General features: G+C 65.9%; 4 protein-coding genes. 2 read left to right on the forward strand and 2 right to left on the reverse strand.

Annotated elements, in window-relative coordinates; genetic code table 11:
- The coding region (locus tag VJS38_RS19540; RefSeq protein WP_324089818.1) for a carbonic anhydrase at window positions 1-451 on the forward strand (451 nt) is incomplete at its 5' end.
- Here the strand turns inward: VJS38_RS19540 and VJS38_RS19545 are convergent.
- Window positions 448-1,401 (reverse strand): IS481 family transposase, encoded by a 954-nt coding sequence (locus tag VJS38_RS19545; protein WP_324089819.1) that lies wholly within the window; start codon window positions 1,399-1,401, stop codon window positions 448-450. The genes VJS38_RS19540 and VJS38_RS19545 overlap by 4 nt on opposite strands.
- A 158-nt stretch (window positions 1,402-1,559) precedes the next feature.
- Between VJS38_RS19545 and VJS38_RS19550 the strand changes: the two genes are divergently transcribed.
- Window positions 1,560-2,018: a hypothetical protein gene (locus tag VJS38_RS19550; protein WP_324089820.1), complete on the forward strand. Its 459-nt coding sequence runs from the start codon at window positions 1,560-1,562 to the stop codon at window positions 2,016-2,018.
- 41 nt (window positions 2,019-2,059) lie between these two features.
- Here the strand turns inward: VJS38_RS19550 and VJS38_RS19555 are convergent.
- Window positions 2,060-2,988 (reverse strand): aldehyde dehydrogenase family protein (locus VJS38_RS19555; RefSeq protein ID WP_324089821.1); only part of this gene is annotated, 929 nt, incomplete at its 5' end.

Here is a 2,988-nt window from a genome sequence, read left to right on the forward strand (position 1 = left end):
CGAGCTGTTCGTACACCGCAACGTCGCCAACCTGGCTCCGCCACAGGACGCCAACTACCTGTCGGTCCTGCAGTTCGCCGTCGATGTGATCAAGGTGAAGCATATCCTGGTGGTGGGCCACTACGGCTGCGGCGGGGTGGCCGCGGCGGTGGACGGCCAACGGCGAGGGCTGGTGGACCACTGGCTGCACCCCATCCGTGAGGTGCATCACCAGCACCGGCACGAGCTGGAGGTCCTGCCGGACGAGCGGGCCAGGTGGGACCGGCTCGTCGAGCTCAACGTCATCCGCCAGGTGCGCAACGTGGCCTCCGACGTCTTCGTCCAGGACGCCTGGCGTCGCGGCCAGCCGCTGTGCGTCCACGGCTGGGTCTACACCCTCGGCACCGGCATGGTGACGGACCTGGACGTGAGCGTGTCCAGTCCGGAAGATCTGGCGGAATACGCCGACTAGCTGTGGAGCCTCAATAGGTTGTCCGCGTCCAGGCCGAGACGGCTGATGGGTGTCTGTGACTTTATCCCGCCGTGCGGTCGATGCCAGTTGTAGCGATGCAGCCAGAAGGGCAGCTCTGCGGTGCGGCGATCTGAGGTGGGGTAAGCCTGGGCGTAGGCCCACTCCCTGAGTGCGGTCTGGATGAAGCGCTCGGCCTTGCCGTTGGTCTTGGGCGTGTAGGGCTTGGTCTTGATGTGCTTGAGGCCCAGGTCCTTGCAGAGATCCCGAAAGGCGTGGGCCCGATAGCAGGATCCGTTGTCGGTCATCACCCGGCTGACGGTGACGCCGAGGCTGGCGTAGTAGGCGATCGCGGCGGTCAGGAAGGCGGTGGCGCTCTCCTTCTTCTCGTCGGCCATGACCTGGCTGAAGGCGATGCGCGAAGCGTCATCGATGCAGACGTGGACAAACTCCCAGCCGGCGCCGCGCGAGGAGCCCTTGCGCCGGTCGCCGGTGACGCGGTGGCCTTCCACCTCGAAGCGGCCGAGCTTCTTGATGTCGAGGTGGATCAGCTCTCCGGGGTTCGCGCGCTCGTAGCGGACCACCGGCGCGGGCGGGTCCAGGTCCCTGGCCCGGCTGATACCGGCGGCGCGCAGGATGCGGCTCACCGTGGCCGGCGATACCGCCGTCTGCTTGGCGATCTGCTGGCCACAGAAGCGCTGACGGCGCAGCGCGATGACCTGCTCCACCGTCTCGATCGGCGTCGGCCGATGAAGCTTGCAGGGCCGGGAGGATCGGTCTTTCAAACCGGCCAGGCCTTCCGCCTCAAAACGCCTGACCCACTTGCCGACGGTCTTGGCGTCGATGCCGAAGGCCGTGGCCACGGCCTTCCTGGATTGACCCTCGACCAGCACCCGGCGTGCCAGTTCGGCTCGACTGTGCGCCGTCAGCCGGGCATTCTTATGCACGTTCATCCGACCCTCTCCTGAGACCCTGTAGCTTCACAACCACAGCTTCCCCGGTCAGGGTCGGATGGACAACCTATTGAGAGCTCACAGCTAGCTCGCTAGCCGGCGAGGCGTTACGACGCTCGAATTGATCCTCGAGCCCCCTGGGGGGGGAGCTAATGGGCATGCTCGAAAAGCTGATCGGGTGTCTTTCCGGGATGGCGTTTGGCCTTGCCCTCGACGTGAGCCGGACGCCGCTCGCTCTCTTGGAGAGCCTCTGCCGAAACCCGAAGCCGAGCGTTTTCGGCGACATCTGGGTCCAGCTGCAGCTAATGCCATTCCTTCACGTGGGGATGCTCGTCGGTTGGGCCGTTTGCGGCGTTTCATGGAGGCGACTGCGCCCTCTCGGCCCGGACTTCAGGCAGATCGCCCGCCTCTTCGCCGAGTTCGTCGTCATGGGTCTCTGGATGGTCCTGGCGGCGGCCGTCCCAACGGGTGATCCGCCGCAGCAGGACGCATTCCTCGGAATGTTGATCGGCATGGTTCTGGCGACCGTCGGCGCGGCGGCTTCTCTCGCGGCGGTCGACGCCTCGTTTCGTCTCCGCGGAGAGCGCGATGCCGCTCGCGAGCGCCTCGGCCGTTGATCGCAGCGCCGATCGCGGCCGGGGCGTTGCGGGTCGGCGAATTACTGCGCCACGGCGGCCCTGTTGGTCACGATAGTCTGCGAGTTGGTGTACTCGGCCAGGCCCTCCAGGGCGTTCTCGATGCCGATGCCCGACTGCTTGTGACCGCCGAAGGCGACGTGCGGTGAGAAGGTGTGGACCTCGTTGATCCAGACCGTGCCCGCCTCGATGCGTTTGGCGATCGCCTGCGCCTGGTCGATGTCCTTCGACCAGACCGAGGCCGCCAGTCCGTACTCCGTGGCGTTGGCGCGATCGATCACGTCGTCGATGTCGCTGAACTTCAGCAGGGGCAGAACCGGGCCGAAAGCCTCCTCGACGACCACCCGGCTGTCTTCCGGGGGATTGTCGATGATGGTCACCGGAATGAAGTAACCCTCGCCTTCGGTAGGCTCGCCGCCCAGCAGGAAGCGGTGCCCTTTCGCCTTACCGTCAGCGAGGAGGTCCTTCAGCTTCTCGTACTGCATCTTGTTCTGGATCGGCCCGAGATCCGATCCTTGCTGCGAGCCGTCTCCCACCTTGACGGTGGACGCGTAATCGACGAGCGCCTTGGAGAGGGGCTCATAGATATCCTCGTGGATGTAGAGGCGTTTCGCCGCGACGCAGAACTGGGCGCTGTTCTGGAAGGCGGCCCAGAACAGCTCCTTGGCGGTCTTCTCGATGTCCACGTCCGGCAGGACGATGGCCGGGTCGTTGCCGCCGAGTTCCAGGGTGATGCGCTTAAGGTTGCCGGAGGCGGAGGCCATGATGCGGCGACCGGTGGCCGTCGAGCCGGTGAAGCTGATCTTGCGCACGTCTGGATGCTCGACAAGCCAGGCCCCGAGGTCGTTGCCGCCGGAGACGACGTTCAGCACGCCCGGCGGGAAGATCTCGGCGGCGAGCTCGGCGAGCCGCAACGTGGTCAGCGGGGTGATCTCCGACGGCTTGAGCACGA

The sequence above is a fragment of the Phenylobacterium sp. genome (genome assembly GCF_035276905.1).
Lineage (GTDB): Bacteria > Pseudomonadota > Alphaproteobacteria > Caulobacterales > Caulobacteraceae > Phenylobacterium.

Coding starts and splice junctions, on each gene's coding strand:
- VJS38_RS19545 (WP_324089819.1), bottom strand. CDS start 1,401: ATGAACGTGCATAAGAATGCCCGGCTGACGGCGCACAGTCGAGCCGAA.
- VJS38_RS19550 (WP_324089820.1), top strand. CDS start 1,560: ATGCTCGAAAAGCTGATCGGGTGTCTTTCCGGGATGGCGTTTGGCCTT.